Here is a 14,987-nt window from a genome sequence, read left to right as displayed (position 1 = left end):
CGGTGTGTCAGTCACTGAGTCTTAGGCTGACCCACCGCATTCGCGAGCAAGCCCGCTCCCACATTTTTATTGCATTTCAAATGTGGGAGCGGGTTGTCGGTTAGAAGAAGCCCAGCGGATTGATGTCGTAGCTCACCAGCAGGTTTTTGGTCTGCTGATAGTGGTCGAGCATCATCTTGTGGGTCTCACGGCCCACGCCGGATTTCTTGTAGCCGCCGAACGCGGCATGCGCCGGGTACAGGTGATAGCAGTTGGTCCACACGCGGCCGGCCTTGATCGCGCGGCCCATGCGGTAGGCGCGGTTGATGTCGCGGGTCCACACGCCGGCGCCCAGGCCGAACTCGGTGTCGTTGGCGATAGCCAGGGCTTCGGCTTCGTCCTTGAAGGTGGTGATGCTCACCACCGGGCCAAAGATTTCTTCCTGGAACACGCGCATTTCGTTGGTGCCCTTGAGCAGGGTCGGCTGGATGTAATACCCGCCGGCCATGTCGCCGGTGAGCTGCTCGACCTTGCCGCCGGTCAGCAGCTGCGCGCCTTCGCCCTTGGCGATTTCCAGGTAGGAAAGGATCTTGTCGAACTGCTGCTCGGACGCCTGGGCGCCGACCATGGTGTCGGTGTCCAGCGGATCGCCACGCTTGATCTGCTCGATCTTTTTCATCACCACTTTCATGAAGTCGTCGTAGATCGACTCTTCCACCAGGGCGCGCGAAGGGCAGGTGCACACTTCGCCTTGGTTGAAGAACGCCAGCACCAGGCCTTCAGCGGCTTTTTCGATAAAAGTCGGCTCGGCTTTCATGATGTCCGCAAAGAAGATGTTCGGCGACTTGCCGCCCAGCTCAACGGTGGACGGAATGATGTTCTCCGCCGCCGCATGCATGATGTGCGAACCCACGGGGGTGGAGCCGGTGAAGGCGATCTTGGCGATGCGCTTGCTGGTGGCCAGGGCCTCGCCAGCTTCCTTGCCGAAGCCGTGCACCACATTCAGTACGCCCGGCGGCAGCAGGTCGCCGATGACTTCGAGCAACACGTTGATGCCCAGCGGGGTTTGCTCGGCAGGCTTGAGCACTACGCAGTTACCGGCGGCCAGGGCCGGGGCGAGTTTCCACGCGGCCATCAGCAGCGGGAAGTTCCACGGGATGATCTGGCCGACCACGCCGAGCGGTTCGTGAAAGTGGTAGGACGCGGTGTGTTCGTTGATTTCGGCGCTGGTGCCTTCCTGGGCACGGATGCAGCCGGCGAAGTAGCGGAAGTGGTCGGCGGCCAGCGGGATGTCGGCGTTGAGGGTTTCACGCACGGCCTTGCCGTTGTCCCAGGTTTCGGTGATGGCCAGCAGTTCGAGGTTCTGTTCGATGCGATCGGCGATTTTCAGCAGCACCAGCGAGCGGTCCTGGGCCGAGGTCTTGCCCCAGGCGTCGGCGGCGGCGTGGGCGGCGTCGAGTGCCTTGTCGATGTCTTTGGCAGTGGAGCGCGGGAATTCGGCGATGGGCTTGCCGTTGACCGGCGAGGTGTTGGTGAAATAGTTGCCATCGACCGGCGCAACGAATTCGCCACCAATGTAGTTGCCGTACTTGGCCTTGAACGAAACGATCGCGCCTTCGGTACCGGGGTGTGCGTAACGCATGGTGGATTCTCCTGGCTTTTATGTTTATTGGAGTACAGCGCGCAAAAGCGCTTGATTAAGCGTAGAGCAAAGGTTGGGCCAGTGCTTTGTGGGCCAGGTAAATCAAGGGCTTGGGGTTTGTTGCAAGGCGTTGCTGTGACACCTTCGGTACAGCCTGGGTGACAGTTTGTGCCGTGGGCGGTACAGCCGGTGACCGACGGGTCGCCCCGGGATTGCATTGGCCGGATGCCTGGGGGATGCTGGTTGTTCTCACGCAGGGAGAATAATAAGAAATGCACAACGATCATTTCAGTCGCCATGCCCAGCAAGTCCTCACCGTGGCCCATGGCCGCGATCCGTCCAGCGACCCGTCCATTGCCCGCTCCTGGCTGCGGTGCCTGGAGGACTACCACCTCGACCCTGCGCAAACCATCGCCCCCACCGTGCTCGAGCATGGCCGTCTGCTGGAAAGCCGCGAACGCTTGCAACAGGTATTGCAGATCGCGGGCAGCGAGATGAACAGCCTGCACCAGCAGCTCTCGGGTGCCGGCCATGCCGTGCTGCTGACGGATGCGCGTGGCGTGATCCTCAACTGTGTCACCGCGCCGTCCGAGCGCAGGATCTTCGAGCGCGCCGGGCTGTGGCTGGGCGCCGATTGGAGTGAGGCCTGCGAAGGCACCAATGGCATCGGCACCTGCCTGGTGGAGCGCCAATCCCTGACGATTCACCGTGATGAGCATTTTCGTGGCCGGCATACCGGGCTGACCTGTTCGGCGAGCCCGGTGTTCGATCCCCACGGTGAGCTGTTGGCCGTGCTGGATGTGTCCTCGGCCCGCGAAGCCGTCTCGCGCCAGAGCCAGTTCCACACCATGGCGCTGGTCAACCTGTCGGCGAAGATGATCGAGAGTTGCTACTTCCTGCGTCACTTTGAACACCACTGGTTGCTGCGCTTTCACCTGCAGGCCGAATCCGTGGGCCTGTTCAGTGAAGGGTTGCTGGCGTTCGACGGCGAAGGGCGCATCTGTGCGGTCAACCAGAGTGCGCTGAACCTGCTGGGGCAGGGGCGCGGTGGTCTGCTGGGGCAGCCGGTGGAGGCGTTTTTCGAGTGTTCACTGGATCAACTGCTCGGTCGCGCCAGCGCCAATGCCACCGCCAGTTGGCCCTTGCGCACGCGGGATGGCCGGCACCTGTTCGCCGCCCTGCGTGGGCAAGCGCGCAGCCAGCCCGCGTCATTGCTCAAGCCGGAACCTGCGCGGCCGCGCCTGCCCGGTATCTACCTGGGCGACCCGGCGCTGCAGAATGATTTTCGCAAGGCATTGCGGGTATTCGAGCGCGACGTGCCCTTGCTGATCAACGGCGAAACCGGTTCCGGCAAAGAGGCGTTCGCCAAGGCGGTGCATCAGGCCAGCCAGCGCGCCGACGAGGCTTTCGTGGCCCTCAACTGTGCCGCCATCCCGGAAAGCCTGATCGAAAGCGAGCTGTTCGGCTATCGCGGCGGCAGCTTCACCGGCGCGCGCAAGGAGGGTATGCAGGGCAAGCTGCAACAGGCTGACGGCGGTACGCTGTTCCTCGATGAAATCGGTGACATGCCGCTGGCATTGCAGACCCGTCTATTAAGGGTGCTGGAGGACCGCATGGTGGTGCCCCTCGGCGGTGAGCCTCAGGCGGTGAACGTCAGGATTATCAGCGCAACTCACCGTGACTTGCTCGGGCGCGTGCAGGACGGCAGTTTTCGCGAAGACTTGTACTACCGGCTCAATGGCCTTGAAGTCGCGTTGCCGCCGTTGCGCGAGCGCAGTGACCGGCCTCAGTTGCTCGACTTCCTGCTGGCTGAGGAATCAGCGGGCCAGTCGGTCAGCCTCGAACCCGCCGCACGCCAGGCACTGCTGGCGTTCGCCTGGCCGGGCAACGTTCGGCAAATGCGCACGGTATTGCGCACGCTGGTCGCCCTTTGTGATGACGGGCGTGTGGGGCTGGTGGACTTACCCGCGTTGCTGCGACAGGCGCCTGCGCACAAGGTCACCGAGTTGCCACTCGATGATGCCGAGCGCCAGACCTTGCTGGCGGCGCTGGAGCGTCAGCACTGGCATATGACCCAAACTGCCGAGCACTTGGGGGTAAGCCGCAATACTCTGTATCGCAAGTTGCGCAAACATCGGATCACGCGGTTGGCCGGGGTATAGGTTCGGTGTTTTTCGACGGTTCTTGTAGGGAGGATGTTCTGCAGTTATCAGTCATTAAGTCCTTTTATTGTTAAGTTGGAATAACCCGTTCAAGTTGTATTGGGCTGCTCTGACAGGAACTGTTAAGTGCCACGGCGTTACTCAACTTGGGTAACGCCAAGTGAACTTTCAAACAATAAAAACTTAATGGGTATCCCTAATGAAAATTGCACCGCCTGCTGTTTCTTTCATTCCTCCACAGCCCGTATCGATAGAAGAGCCGCCCGCGCGAACCGTGGAGCAACACGCCGACGCTGCCGATCAGCCCTTGATGCGCAGCAAGAGGGCGATAAAGGGTTTTTCCTGGTTCGGACGAAGGCCTTCAGCGCCACCCTCCCTGCCGTCGCCTGGCAGCATTGCGCCTGCGCCCATCCCCCGGCCGCCGACACCCGCGCCCAAGCCTTTGCCCAAGCCCGGCCCCTCCGTGAAACCAGGCCAGCCGCTGTCGGTGGACAAGTTCAAGGAGGCCGGGCAGGCGATCGTGCATGCCAACAAAATCAAGGTGAGTGACGAATTGCTCATGACTCAGCTGCGCAAGCAGGCGCCGATCAGTGTTGCCGAGGCCGCCAAGCGAGTGATCGACGCGAATAGTCTGGTCAAGGCCGGCGTTATATCCACAGGCCCCAATGCCAGCCGCGTTGCCCGTGATGCGTTCATCAGTGCGGGGATCACCGGCCTGGTCAGTGCGCCGATCAACGTCGCGGCCTATGCAGGCTCTGTCGCTTCGGGGGAGTCCATCAAGTCGAGCTATGCGCCCGGCGTGCTGCCGCCACCGTTTTTGCCAGGGGCCACCAGCCCGCCGAAGGCCACGGGCGGATCTGCGCCCGTGCAATCGACCCCGTCATCGGCAGATTCGATCAGTGCACAGTTGGATGAGGTTGAAATGAAATTGCTGGGCATGGCCACGACGGTCATGTTCACACTCGGGGATACAAGCCGTGTATTTACCAAGGATGACACTTGGCCGACTGATAATGTCGGGCGCCTGGGTAACCTCGAGAAGTTGCTCGGAGTATCGGAACAACACCTGAAAAAAGCCTCGCGGCAGAACGGTCTGGTGTTCAAACCCTACAAGCCCGGGTTGCCCACCCCCACTGAACCGAAAGATCGCCTCGACCTGATGGAAAAGAAGTTTGCGTGCATGACCGAGGCTTATGAAAAGTTGCGGTTCCTGGCCGCAATGAAAGACAGTCAAAATAAAGCCGAAGCCAGCGCCTGAACACAGCCCGGGCCGAGTGTAGTACCCAGGTGCTCTTCGCTCGGCCTTTGGCCGTATAAAAGGTGCGATTTCGCCCTCCCTGCGCTAACCTGCCTCGATGTTTTACGAGGTCGACTATGCACATTCATATTCTGGGTATCTGCGGTACGTTCATGGGGTCAATGGCGGTATTGGCCAAAGAGCTGGGCCATCACGTGACGGGCTCCGACGCCAATGTCTACCCGCCCATGAGCACGCAACTCGAGGCCCAGGGCATTGCGCTGACCCAAGGCTACGACCCGGCGCAATTCGACCCGGTACCGGATTTGGTGGTGATCGGCAACGCCATGGTGCGTGGCAACCCGGCGGTCGAGTACGTGTTGAACAAAGGCCTGCCTTACGTCTCCGGCCCGCAGTGGCTGGCTGATCACGTGCTGCAGGGGCGCTGGGTGTTGGCTGTCGCCGGCACCCACGGCAAGACCACCACCAGCAGCATGCTCGCCTGGGTCCTGGAGCACGCAGGCATGAGCCCGGGCTTCCTGATCGGCGGTGTGCCGCAGAATTTCTCGGTATCGGCGCGCCTGGGGGATACCCCGTTCTTCGTGATCGAGGCTGACGAATACGACAGCGCCTTCTTCGACAAGCGCTCCAAGTTCGTCCACTACCGCCCGCGTACGGCGATCCTCAATAACCTTGAGTTCGATCACGCGGACATCTTCCCCGACCTGCCGGCCATCGAGCGCCAGTTCCACCATTTGGTGCGCACCATTCCGAGCGAAGGCCTGGTGATCCACCCGACCACCGAGCCGGCGCTGCAGCGTGTGATCGACATGGGCTGCTGGACCCCGGTGCAAACCACTGGTGCGGGTGGGCAGTGGCAAGTCAAATTGCTCAGCGAAGACGGTTCGCGCTTTGAAGTGCTGTTTGAAGGCGAGGCCCAGGGCATCGTTGAGTGGGACATGACGGGCCAGCACAACGTCGCCAACGCCCTGGTGACCCTGGCGGCTGCGCGGCATGTCGGCGTCGTGCCGTCCATGGGCATTGCCGCGTTGAGCGCCTTCAAAAGCGTGAAGCGCCGCATGGAGAAGGTCGCCGAAGTGAATGGGATTACCATCTACGACGACTTTGCCCATCATCCAACGGCGATTGCCACCACGCTCGACGGCCTGCGCAAGCGCGTCGGCGATGCTCCGATCATCGCGATTGTGGAGCCGCGTTCCAACTCCATGAAGCTCGGCGCACACCGCGACGGCTTGCCGGAAAGCGTCAACGATGCCGACGAGGTGGTCTGGTACGCCCCCGCCAACCTCGGCTGGGACCTGCCGGCGATTGCGGCGCTGTGCACAGTGCCGTCCACCGTCTGTGATTCCATCGACGGCATCATCGAACACGTCAAGCATCAGGCCAAGCCGGGCACCCACGTGGTGGTCATGAGCAACGGCGGTTTCGGCGGCCTGCATGGCAAGCTTGCCGAGGCGCTGAAATGAGTGGCCCGGAACGCGTCACCCTGGCGATGACCGGTGCATCCGGCGCGCCCTATGGCCTGCGCCTGCTGGACTGCCTGGTGCGCGAGGACCGTGAGGTGCACTTCCTGATCTCCAAGGCCGCGCAATTGGTGTTGGCCACCGAGACCGATGTCGCGTTGCCCGCCAAGGTGCAGATGATGCAGGCGTTCCTCACCGAGTACACCGGTGCGGCGTCGGGGCAGATCAAGGTTTACGGCAAGGAAGACTGGATGTCGCCGGTGGCTTCGGGCTCCGGCGCGCCGGCGGCGATGGTGGTAGTGCCGTGTTCCACCGGGACCTTGTCGGCGATTGCCACGGGCGCCTGCAACAACCTGATCGAGCGCGCGGCGGACGTGACCCTGAAGGAGCGTCGCCAATTGATCCTGGTGCCGCGTGAAGCGCCGTATTCGAGCATTCACCTGGAGCACATGCTCAAGCTGTCGAACATGGGCGTGACCATCCTGCCGGCGTCGCCGGGCTTTTATCACCAGCCACAGACCATCGATGACCTGGTGGACTTTGTAGTCGCGCGGATTCTCAACCTGCTGAACATCCCTCAGGACATGCTGCCGCGCTGGGGCGAGCACCATTTGAGCAGCGATGAATAAGGCACTGTGGGTGATAGTGGCGTTGCAATTGGCGGGCTGCGCCACCGCACGCACGCTGGACGCCGCGCAGCCCGGCGCGCCGGTGGTGTATGCCGGCACGCGCCTGGATTTGTATGCGATCAACGGCGGCTGCTGCGCCAAGGACCGCTTCGGTGCCGAAGCGCCGAGCTATCCGCACGTCGACCTGCCGGCCAGTGCGCTGCTCGATACCTTGTTGTTGCCGTTGTCGGTGTTGACGGTGCTTGGGGTTGGGTTTAACGCCACAGGCGGTCTCTAAGCTGGATGTTAAAGACACCACAAAGCCAATGTGGGAGCGGGCTTGCTCGCGAATTCGGTATGCCAGTCAACTAATAAGCTGACTGATCCACCGCCTTCGCGAGCAAGCCCGCTCCCACATTTGAAACTGCGCCAGGGGTTTAGATCGGGTTACTTGCCGAGTTTGCGCAGCTCATCCGACTCCACCACCCGCACCCCATCCTGCTCTTCCAGCGCCAGGCGCCACATGGCCCGGGCCAGTTCGCAGACTTCAATGCCGTGGTACTTGCCCGGAATCAACCGCGACAATGGCCCGGCCAATTGCTCGGCCAGGCGCGGCTCCAGGCGTTCGCCCAGCAGCAGCGACGGCCGCACGATGGTCAGTTGCGGCCAGTCCTGCGCCTTCAGCGCCTGTTCCATTTCGCCTTTGACGCGGTTATAGAAAATCGAGGATTTCGGGTCGGCGCCGATCGCGCTGATCACGATCAGGTGCCGTGCGCCCATTTCCCGCGCACGCTTGGCGAAGGCCACGACCATGTCCAGGTCCACGGCGCGGAAGGCCTCTTCAGAGCCGGCCTGCTTGATGGTGGTGCCCAGGCAGCAGAACGCGATATCCACCCGGCCGCTCAGTTGCGGCAGGAAGACCGCCGGGTCGCCGACCGGGTTTTCCAGATGTGGGTGCTCGGCCAGCGGCTTGCGGCTCGGTGCCAGCACGCGGGTCACGGTGGGCTCGTTGAGCAGGCGGTCGAGCAGGTGTTCGCCGGTGAGCCCGGAGGCGCCGGCGAGCAAGATATGCTGCGGTGTCAGGTACATGGTGTTTCCCCCTTGTTACACATTACAGCTTAGTTGCCTTTGGCTTCCTTGCTATTCATTGAGACGCTTTCGAGCGCCTTTCGTGCCTGCTGCTTGCGTAATAATTGCCAGTGGGCGATGACGCCCTTGGGGGCCCAGATCTGCGGCTCAGAGGCTTCGAAGTTGTCCGCCTGTTCGCGTTCGGTCACATGCAGCTGCGCGAGCTTGAACGCCTGCTGCAGGTCATCGGTCTGGTTGAAGGCTTGGGCGAAGAGGGCGTCGCCAAAGTAGGTGAAGTCAGCTTCCTCGGAGCAGCCGAAGGACACGCGGTCGGCGCGCGAGGCGGTCATGATCAGCGTGTGTTCATCTTTCAGCGCCGGGATAAACCCGCCGGAGTAGCAGGCGGAAATCACGATGATCTTGTCGCGATTCTTCAGCGGCGTGAGCACCGCCGCCAGTTCATCGGCGGGCAGGTCGGCCAGCTCCATGCGCGGCTGGTCGAGCACCAGCTCGTGTTCGTGGGTGCCGTGGCTGGTCAGGTAGATGAACACCAGGTCTTCCGGCCCGCTGCGCTCGGCGAGGGTCTGGACGGCGCGCCGCAGGCTTTCGCGCGTGGCCATCGGACGGTCGGCGATATGGTCGCGGTGGTTGACCAGGCGAATCTGCCCGCGGGCACCGAAGCGCGTGGCGAGCATATTGCTGACGTAATCGGCTTCGCGCAGGAACACGCTTTGTTTGCCGTCACCGGCCAGTACCAGGGTGTACAGCTCCACCGCCGAGGTGGAGGCGGGCACCGCGGCGAGGGCGGCGTCGAGCAGGTGGCCCTGGGCCAGGATCCCGGTCTCCAGCGGATCGGGCAGCAGCTTGCCGTCGGCATCCCGCACGCGCATGCCGTTGACCCAGGTACCGGCCTGCACCGTGCCATCGGTCAGCACCAGGGTGCCTTTGCCTTGATAGCTGTCGCTGTCGAAGCCGCCGATATAGAAGCTGCCGTCGGTGAGGTTCAAGCGGCCTTCGCCGGTAAAGCGCCAGTCGACGAACTGGCCGACATAATGGCTGCCGTCCACGCCGATCAACTCGCCCTTGCCGCTGAGGGCGCCTTCCTTGAACTGGCCGATCCAGACATCGCCGTCGGCGTTTTCGTAGCGGCCCTTGCCGTTGAGCTGGTTCTGCTTGAACTGGCCGACATAGATGTCGCCGTCAGCGCTGTTGAACGTACCGTTGCCTTCCAGTTGGCCATCCACGAAGTGGCCGTTGAACTGGTTGCCGCTGTCATCGTTGCGCTGGCCTTCGCCGTTCGGCTTGCCGTGGGCGAACTGGCCCTGGTATTGGCTGCCATCGGCCAGCTCCAGGCGGCCGAGGCCGGAATACTGGTCGTCCTTGAATTCGCCGCGATAGGTCATCTGCCCCTCTTTGAGGGTGCCTTCGCCGTTGCGCCGACCGTTCTTGAAGCCGCCGACATACTGGCTGCCGGCCGTGGTCAGGCTGCCCTGGCCGTCGAACAGGCCTTGCTGGAACTGGCCTTTATAGACTTCGCCGTTGCTGCCATGCCACTCGCCCTGGCCGTGCCACTGGCCTTTGTCGAACTGCCCGGCGTACCAGCTGCCGTTCGGGTAGTCCACGCGACCCTTGCCTTGCAGCAAGCCATCGACCACATCGCCCCGGTAACGGCCGCCATCGGGCAGGCGCGCATCGGGCGGCAACAGCGATTCGCCGTCTCCGCAAGCGGTGAGCAACAGGGCAAGGGCAAGGGGAGCGAGTGGGCGCATAGCGGGATCCGGATAATTGAGCGCCGAGTATGCCGCAGCTGCGGGTTTCATACATAAATTTACATCTGTTGTGGTAAGGATTTTGCCTTTCCACAGATCCGTAGGAGCCGGCTTGCCGGCGGGCATTCAGGGGGAATGCGGCGGCTGTGCGTTTTTCGCTGGCAAGCCAGCTCCTACATGGGGGCGGGTGGTTACACGAAGTAGAGCGACAACGACTCGGCTACGTAAGCGGGTTTTTCCTGGCCTTCGATTTCCAGGGTCGCGGTGGCCTTGAGCAGCCATTGGCCGGGCTTTTTCTCGGTGACGTCATTGAGGGTCACGTTCAGGCGCACCTTGGAATTGACCTTCACCGGCTGGATAAACCGCACACTGTCCAGGCCATAGTTGACGGCCATCTTCAAGCCTTCGGGCACGATCAGCAGGTCTTCCATCAGCTTGGGCATCAGCGACAACGACAGGAAACCATGGGCGATGGTGGTGCCGAACGGCGTCTGCGCGGCCTTGACCGGGTCGACATGGATGAACTGGTGATCGCCGGTGGCCTCGGCGAACAGGTTGATACGAGCCTGGTCGATGGTGAGCCATTCGGAACGTCCCAGTTCCTTGCCGACATAATCTTTGAGCTGCGCTACGGGTACATAGGGCATTGCGTCTCTCCTTGGTTCATCGGTGCTGTTTTTATGGGTTACAGAGAACCAATGTAGATCATCATGGCCAATCAGCCCGGTCAACCCACCATGCTTTTGGCGAATGCCGATGCATAGGGCGGGCATGCTTATAATGCGGGCGGGTCTTGAGGGGGGAGAGAACGGATGCTGTTACGCGGTCTGACATGGCTGGTGCTGTTTCAATTGATCGGCACGGCGATCAATCATTTGCTGTTACCGGTGCTGCCGGGCCCGATCATTGGCCTGCTGTTGATGCTCGGCTACCTGGTGTGGCGCGGCGAAGTCGGCGAGCCCCTGAGCCTGGCGGCCAGCAGCCTGTTGCGCTATTTGCCGTTGCTGCTGGTGCCGCCGGCGGTGGGGGTGATGGTGTATGCCAAGGACATTGCCGCCGACTTCTGGGCAATCGTCGGCGCGCTGGTGGTGTCGCTGGTGATCGCCATGGGCTTTGTCGGCCTGTTGATGGAGCACATGGTCAAGCGCAAGGAGAAGGATCAATGATCTTCGACTGGCAAGGCGCGTGGACAGCCGTGATTCACCACCCTCTGTTTGGCATCGGTATCACCCTCGGCGCGTATCAATTGGTACTCGCGGGCTTTGAGAAAACCCGCTGGATTTTCCTGCAGCCGGTGCTGGTTTCCATGCTGCTGGTGATTGGCGTGTTGCTCACCTGCGGGCTGAGCTACGCCGAGTACCGCAAGAGCACCGAGATCATGAGCATCCTGCTCGGCCCCGCGACCGTGGCCCTGGCGGTGCCGCTGTACTTGAACCTGCGGCGGATTCGCCAATTGTTCTGGCCGATTTTTACTACGCTGGTGATAGGTGGCGTGTTGGCCACCGGCCTGTGTGTGTTGCTGGGGTGGTGGTTTGGCGCCGAGCATAGGATGCTGATGACGATGGCGCCCAAGTCGGTGACCTCGCCGATCGCCATGCTGGTGGCCGAGCAGATCGGCGGCGTGGCCGCATTGGCGGCGGTGTTTGTACTGATCACCGGGGTGATCGGCGCGATGATCGGGCCTGCTTACCTGTCGCGCCTGGGGGTGCGCAGCCCCGAGGCGCGCGGCATGGCGCTGGGCATGACCGCCCACGCTGTCGGCACCTCGGTGGCCCTGCAGGAAAGCGAAGAGTGCGGCGCCTTTGCAGCGCTGGCCATGAGTCTGATGGGCGTGGCCACGGCGGTGTTCCTGCCGCTGGCTGTGTCGGTGATTGTTTAAACCGGGTTTAAGGAAACCTTTATGAGTCTGGCGCTGTTCCCGCTCAATACCGTGCTGTTCCCTGGCTGCACCCTCGACCTGCAACTGTTCGAGGCGCGCTATCTGGACATGATCAGCCGCTGCCTGAAAAAGGGCGAAAGCTTCGGCGTGGTGTGCATCCTCGACGGCAAGGAAGTGGGCATCGCCCCGGACGGCTACGCGCTGATCGGCTGCGAAGCGCTGATTCGCGACTTCAAGCAACAGGACAACGGCCTGCTTGGGATTCGCGTCGAAGGTGGCCGTCGCTTCCGCGTGCGTGACGCCGGCGTGCAGAAAGACCAGTTGCTGGTGGCCGAGGTGCAGTGGCTGGAAGAACAACCGGACCAGGCGCTGGAAGAAGAGGACGCCGACCTCCTGGCCTTGCTGCAGGCCCTGGCCGAACACCCGATGGTCGCCTCGCTGGACATGGGCGCCCACGCCGACGGCCAGCAAGCCCTGGGCAACCAGCTGGCGTATCTGCTGCCGTTCACCGAGGCCGACAAGATCGACCTGCTGCAGCTCGACGACCCGCAGCAACGGCTGGACGCGATCCAGATGTTGCTCGATGAACTGCAAGGCGAGCTGTTCACCTGAGTTTCGGAAAACTCCGGCGCTGCTTTCGGACGTTTCTTCGCGGCCCGCTCTGCGTTGCCTGAAATAGTCGCCGATCACATAACGATGATCGGGGGATGGACATGATTCGGCTAGCGCAATCGGAGCAGGCGGTCTGGGACGCTTTTTTTGTCAGCATTGCCGGGCAATTGCTGCAGTCGGACGCCAAGCGCGGTGCGGAATACATCGCCGAGCGCGCCGCAGAGGTTGCCGATGAGATGCTGTTGGAGCGACGCGAACGCTGTATTGAGCGTCGCGTTGCTCCCGTCGATTGGTTGGGGCCGGCCCGGAGTCAGTAGGCATACCTGAGCAGCGCGTGCGGTGTGCCGGTAAAGGCGATAAAACTCAGCACCGCCACTATCGCCGGCAGTAACAGCCACCAGGCTTTGCGCGGCATCGGCGGCAATGGGCTGCGGTACTGGCTGACGGTCAGGCTGAACGCACACACGGTCATCGCCAGCAGCGTGCCCGCCAGGATATCGGTGGGCCAATGAGCGCCCAGGTACACCCGGGACAATGCGATAAAAGCGGCGGGGATGCAGCCCAGCAGCATCCAGGTCAGGCGCAACCGCGTGGGCTGGCCGCGACCGGCCAATACCGCCAATGCCAGGAAAAACGCGAACGCGCCGGACGCGTGCCCGCTGGGCATGCTGAAGCTGGTGAGTGGGTCGGTCAGGATCTCCGGGCGACCGCGCGCGAAAAACAGCTTGGTCCCGGTATTGATCACCGCCGCCCCGGCCAGTGTGGCGCCGACAAACACGGCATGCCGCCATTGCCGTGCCAGAAGCAGCAGGCCGGTGAAGACGGCGCTGGCGACGAACATCTTCTTGAACTCACCCAACTGCGTAATCCGCACCATCATCTCGTCCAGCCAGGCGCTGCGATGTTCCTGGACCAGCGCACTGAGGCCCTGGTCAAAGTCGTTGAGGTGCGGATAGCCGATAAACAGTGCGATCAACAGCGTCAGGCTGGCGCAGCCGATCCACAGCGTCGCGCGACGATGCCCGCGCAGGCTGCTGTTCAAGCTCAGCCCCAGCAGTATCGCCAGGCAGGCCGCGACAATCCCCGCTTCCGGCCAGAACCCTGGCGGCAATGGCAGGCGAAACGCGGCGCCGGTCGCCCAGCCTGGCAACAGGTAGGCCACCGACCAGCCGGCGGCCGCTAGAATGCTGACGGCGGCAAAGCGCGGAAACGGCATGTCGCACATGCCGGCCACCATTGGCAGCATCGGGCGCAGCGGGCCGATGAAACGTCCGACCAACAGGCTGGCGATGCCGTACTTGTGGAAGTAGGTCTCTGCGCCGCTCATCCACTCGGGGTGGTGGCGCAGACCTGGCAGGCGGCGAATGTTCTGGTGGAAATGACGCCCCAGATAATAGGACACAGCATCGCCCAACAGCCCTCCGAGGAACCCCAGCAACAGGGTTTCGCTCAACGACAGCGCACCACTGCCGGCCAAGGCAGCGATGGCGAACAGCAACACCGTGCCAGGCACGATCAGTCCGGCAATCGCCAGGCATTCCACGCACGCGACGATAAACACCGCCACCGCCAGCCATTGCGGGTTGAGCGTCAGCCAGCCGGTAATGCTATCGAGCCATTGGCCCATACAATCCACTCCATCCAAGTTCGTACACCTTGCACGCGCCCGGCAAGCCGGGCTCCTGCAGGCCGTGTGATCACATCAAAAAATAATCGCGGCCTTCGACCTGGCCCCGACGCAGCGGGTTGCGCGTGCAATACGGCGCATAGCCCGCGTCCACGAAGCGGTACATCAAGTGTTCGTCACGGCCACTGGGGATGCCCAGGCGGGTGGTCTGGATGATCTGTGTGGGTGACTGGCCGACGTCTTCCACATAGAGCAAGTCCTGATCGAAGCGCTTGGCGTCCCAAACCGGCACCTTCAGGCCCAGCGCTTTGCACAGCAGCGTCTGCCCGGCGCACAGCTTCTGCGAGGCGCGGGGGCTGCCGTCGGCGTTCGGATTGTTCAACAGCATCTGCGCCAGGCTGGCGGGGCCGGAGCGTTCATCGACCCACGGATAGGCCGATTTGATCAGTACCGCATTGCCCGGGCCGTGGGCGCTGAAGTTCAGCGAATCGCCGCCACGGGCGTAGTACATGTAGATATGGCCGCCATCCAGAAACAAAGCCTTACGCTTTTCTGTGTAACCGAGTGAGGCGTGGCTGCCTTTTTCGGCCACGTAATAGGCTTCGGTTTCAATAATTCGCGCCGAAAGCCAGATATCGCCGACACGATGGCGTATGACTTTTCCGAGCAATTCGCGCGCGAGCAATTGTGCATCGCGGTCGAAGAAGCTGTCGGGCAGGGCGCTGGCGGGGAGTTGCGGGGTCAAACCGGACATGGCGTTCAGGGTTATTACGGCTAAATGTGACGGAATAATAACAACTCCCACCTTAATTACCGCTGAACCCCAGGTTTTTACAGTTCATTTCGACCATCCGCCCCTCACCGCTGTCAGTCGGGCGGCGTCACAGCTATAATCTGCCGCTTTCCTCTTTGCCAAGACT

Annotated in this window: 15 protein-coding genes; 9 read left to right on the top strand and 6 right to left on the bottom strand. The window is 62.3% G+C overall.

The window, feature by feature from the left end; translation table 11 throughout:
• Positions 1-100 precede the first annotated feature (100 nt).
• Positions 101-1,621, bottom strand: a complete 1,521-nt coding sequence (locus tag QMX97_RS22235) for an aldehyde dehydrogenase family protein (RefSeq protein WP_065910036.1) — start codon at positions 1,619-1,621, stop codon at positions 101-103.
• Positions 1,622-1,893: 272 nt separating this feature from the next.
• On the opposite strand from QMX97_RS22235, the gene QMX97_RS22230 reads away from it, so the two are divergent.
• The 5 genes from QMX97_RS22230 (at position 1,894) to QMX97_RS22210 (ending at position 7,410) form a co-directional block, all read left to right on the top strand.
• Complete coding sequence (locus tag QMX97_RS22230; RefSeq protein ID WP_282397621.1) at positions 1,894-3,783, top strand: sigma-54-dependent Fis family transcriptional regulator; 1,890 nt, start codon at positions 1,894-1,896, stop codon at positions 3,781-3,783.
• Between the two features lie 199 nt (positions 3,784-3,982).
• Complete coding sequence (locus QMX97_RS22225) at positions 3,983-5,041, top strand: hypothetical protein (RefSeq protein ID WP_282397620.1); 1,059 nt, start codon at positions 3,983-3,985, stop codon at positions 5,039-5,041.
• 116 nt (positions 5,042-5,157) lie between these two features.
• Positions 5,158-6,507, top strand: a complete 1,350-nt coding sequence (gene mpl, locus QMX97_RS22220) for a UDP-N-acetylmuramate:L-alanyl-gamma-D-glutamyl-meso-diaminopimelate ligase (protein ID WP_106802528.1) — start codon at positions 5,158-5,160, stop codon at positions 6,505-6,507.
• A complete protein-coding gene (ubiX, locus tag QMX97_RS22215) occupies positions 6,504-7,133 on the top strand; it encodes a flavin prenyltransferase UbiX (protein WP_282397619.1) in 630 nt (209 codons plus the stop codon). Before mpl ends, ubiX begins: the two co-directional genes overlap by 4 nt.
• Positions 7,126-7,410 (top strand): YceK/YidQ family lipoprotein, encoded by a 285-nt coding sequence (locus QMX97_RS22210; protein WP_065910045.1) that lies wholly within the window; start codon positions 7,126-7,128, stop codon positions 7,408-7,410. The genes ubiX and QMX97_RS22210 overlap by 8 nt, the downstream gene beginning before the upstream one ends.
• Positions 7,411-7,559: 149 nt before the next feature.
• Here QMX97_RS22210 and QMX97_RS22205 read toward each other — a convergent pair whose 3' ends face one another.
• From QMX97_RS22205 to QMX97_RS22195, 3 genes are all read right to left on the bottom strand, one after another.
• Positions 7,560-8,201, bottom strand: a complete 642-nt coding sequence (locus tag QMX97_RS22205) for an oxidoreductase (RefSeq protein ID WP_065910047.1) — start codon at positions 8,199-8,201, stop codon at positions 7,560-7,562.
• Between the two features lie 29 nt (positions 8,202-8,230).
• Positions 8,231-9,949, bottom strand: a complete 1,719-nt coding sequence (locus tag QMX97_RS22200) for a C13 family peptidase (RefSeq protein WP_065910049.1) — start codon at positions 9,947-9,949, stop codon at positions 8,231-8,233.
• 191 nt (positions 9,950-10,140) lie between these two features.
• The gene (locus QMX97_RS22195) at positions 10,141-10,596 is read right to left on the bottom strand and encodes a MaoC family dehydratase (protein ID WP_065910051.1); all 456 of its coding nucleotides are present in this window, start codon (positions 10,594-10,596) and stop codon (positions 10,141-10,143) included.
• 165 nt (positions 10,597-10,761) lie between these two features.
• On the opposite strand from QMX97_RS22195, the gene QMX97_RS22190 reads away from it, so the two are divergent.
• The 4 genes from QMX97_RS22190 (at position 10,762) to QMX97_RS22175 (ending at position 12,757) form a co-directional block, all read left to right on the top strand.
• A complete protein-coding gene (locus QMX97_RS22190) occupies positions 10,762-11,115 on the top strand; it encodes a CidA/LrgA family protein (protein ID WP_282397618.1) in 354 nt (117 codons plus the stop codon).
• Positions 11,112-11,828, top strand: coding sequence for an LrgB family protein (locus QMX97_RS22185; RefSeq protein WP_065910055.1), 717 nt, complete (start codon positions 11,112-11,114; stop codon positions 11,826-11,828). The genes QMX97_RS22190 and QMX97_RS22185 overlap by 4 nt, the downstream gene beginning before the upstream one ends.
• 21 nt (positions 11,829-11,849) lie before the next feature.
• A complete protein-coding gene (locus QMX97_RS22180; RefSeq protein WP_065910057.1) occupies positions 11,850-12,440 on the top strand; it encodes an LON peptidase substrate-binding domain-containing protein in 591 nt (196 codons plus the stop codon).
• Between the two features lie 101 nt (positions 12,441-12,541).
• A complete protein-coding gene (locus QMX97_RS22175; protein WP_282397617.1) occupies positions 12,542-12,757 on the top strand; it encodes a hypothetical protein in 216 nt (71 codons plus the stop codon).
• Here QMX97_RS22175 and QMX97_RS22170 read toward each other — a convergent pair.
• Together QMX97_RS22170 and QMX97_RS22165 are read right to left on the bottom strand one after the other, a co-directional pair.
• On the bottom strand, positions 12,751-14,067 hold the full coding sequence (locus tag QMX97_RS22170) for a bifunctional DedA family/phosphatase PAP2 family protein (RefSeq protein ID WP_282397616.1): 1,317 nt from the start codon (positions 14,065-14,067) through the stop codon (positions 12,751-12,753). The genes QMX97_RS22175 and QMX97_RS22170 overlap by 7 nt on opposite strands.
• A 70-nt stretch (positions 14,068-14,137) precedes the next feature.
• Positions 14,138-14,821 (bottom strand): DNA-3-methyladenine glycosylase, encoded by a 684-nt coding sequence (locus QMX97_RS22165; protein WP_120450102.1) that lies wholly within the window; start codon positions 14,819-14,821, stop codon positions 14,138-14,140.
• Positions 14,822-14,987 lie beyond the last annotated feature (166 nt).

The organism is Pseudomonas sp. PS01298 (assembly GCF_029959745.1).
GTDB classification, from domain to species: domain Bacteria; phylum Pseudomonadota; class Gammaproteobacteria; order Pseudomonadales; family Pseudomonadaceae; genus Aquipseudomonas; species Aquipseudomonas aylmerensis.
Note: the sequence above shows the minus strand (reverse complement) of the source record. Positions and strands in the feature narration are given on the sequence as shown.

Bases quoted from the DNA above. Each gene is read 5' to 3' on its own strand.
- QMX97_RS22235 (WP_065910036.1), bottom strand. From the start codon at position 1,621: ATGCGTTACGCACACCCCGGTACCGAAGGCGCGATCGTTTCGTTCAAG.
- QMX97_RS22230 (WP_282397621.1), top strand. From the start codon at position 1,894: ATGCACAACGATCATTTCAGTCGCCATGCCCAGCAAGTCCTCACCGTG.
- QMX97_RS22225 (WP_282397620.1), top strand. From the start codon at position 3,983: ATGAAAATTGCACCGCCTGCTGTTTCTTTCATTCCTCCACAGCCCGTA.
- mpl (WP_106802528.1), top strand. From the start codon at position 5,158: ATGCACATTCATATTCTGGGTATCTGCGGTACGTTCATGGGGTCAATG.
- ubiX (WP_282397619.1), top strand. From the start codon at position 6,504: ATGAGTGGCCCGGAACGCGTCACCCTGGCGATGACCGGTGCATCCGGC.
- QMX97_RS22210 (WP_065910045.1), top strand. From the start codon at position 7,126: ATGAATAAGGCACTGTGGGTGATAGTGGCGTTGCAATTGGCGGGCTGC.
- QMX97_RS22205 (WP_065910047.1), bottom strand. From the start codon at position 8,201: ATGTACCTGACACCGCAGCATATCTTGCTCGCCGGCGCCTCCGGGCTC.
- QMX97_RS22200 (WP_065910049.1), bottom strand. From the start codon at position 9,949: ATGCGCCCACTCGCTCCCCTTGCCCTTGCCCTGTTGCTCACCGCTTGC.
- QMX97_RS22195 (WP_065910051.1), bottom strand. From the start codon at position 10,596: ATGCCCTATGTACCCGTAGCGCAGCTCAAAGATTATGTCGGCAAGGAA.
- QMX97_RS22190 (WP_282397618.1), top strand. From the start codon at position 10,762: ATGCTGTTACGCGGTCTGACATGGCTGGTGCTGTTTCAATTGATCGGC.
- QMX97_RS22185 (WP_065910055.1), top strand. From the start codon at position 11,112: ATGATCTTCGACTGGCAAGGCGCGTGGACAGCCGTGATTCACCACCCT.
- QMX97_RS22180 (WP_065910057.1), top strand. From the start codon at position 11,850: ATGAGTCTGGCGCTGTTCCCGCTCAATACCGTGCTGTTCCCTGGCTGC.
- QMX97_RS22175 (WP_282397617.1), top strand. From the start codon at position 12,542: ATGATTCGGCTAGCGCAATCGGAGCAGGCGGTCTGGGACGCTTTTTTT.
- QMX97_RS22170 (WP_282397616.1), bottom strand. From the start codon at position 14,067: ATGGGCCAATGGCTCGATAGCATTACCGGCTGGCTGACGCTCAACCCG.
- QMX97_RS22165 (WP_120450102.1), bottom strand. From the start codon at position 14,821: ATGTCCGGTTTGACCCCGCAACTCCCCGCCAGCGCCCTGCCCGACAGC.